At 64.0% G+C, this 719-nt stretch carries 1 protein-coding gene; it reads right to left on the reverse strand.

Features of this window, described 5'->3' with window-relative positions:
- Nucleotides 1-719 (reverse strand): VCBS domain-containing protein (locus KDH83_RS31020; RefSeq protein ID WP_212322935.1); only part of this gene is annotated, 719 nt, incomplete at both ends.

Raw genomic sequence — 719 nt, forward strand, 5'->3', positions numbered from 1 at the left:
ACCTTGTCTTCCGTGACGTCGCCGGCGGCTTGGCCGGTGATGGTCGGCTTGTCGTTGGTGCCATTGATGGTGATGGTGACCGTGCCGGTGGTGCCGTCGGCGGTCGTGACCGTGAACTTCTCGGTCAGGAAGTCCTTGGCGCCCAGGGCCTGGACTTCGGGATCGGTGTCGTCGAGCGTGTAGGTCCACTTGCCGTTGGCGTCGATCGAGAACGTGCCATGCTCGCCCTTGAAGTCGGTCTGCGGCTTGAACACGGCTTCGCCCTTGTCGGGGTCGACCACGTCCAGCTTGCCGGTGGCGGTGGAGATCTCGTCTTCCTTGACCGTGCCCTTGTCGTCGCCCGGCTTGCTCGGGGTGATCACGGCGCCGTCGTCGGTGCCGTTGATCGTGACGGTGATGGTCTCGGGGGTCTTGCCACCCTTGCCATCATCCACGTAGACGGTGAAGGTCTCGGTGATGGACTCGCCGGTCTTCAGGCCCTTGACGTCGGTGTTGGCGCCGTCCAGGTTATAGGTCCACTTGCCGGTCTGGTCGACGGTGAAGGTGCCGTACTTGCCCTTGCCGTCGTTGCTGACGGACCAGGTGTGGGTGTCGTTGACGTCGACGTCGGTCTTACTCAGTTGGCCGGTGGTGCTGGTGCTGCCGCCATCGGTGACTTCACCGGTGGCCTGGCCGCTGATGACCGGCGCATCGTTGGTGCCGTTGATGGTGACGGTGAC

Source organism: Achromobacter sp. Marseille-Q0513, assembly GCF_018195695.1.
Lineage (GTDB): Bacteria > Pseudomonadota > Gammaproteobacteria > Burkholderiales > Burkholderiaceae_B > Achromobacter.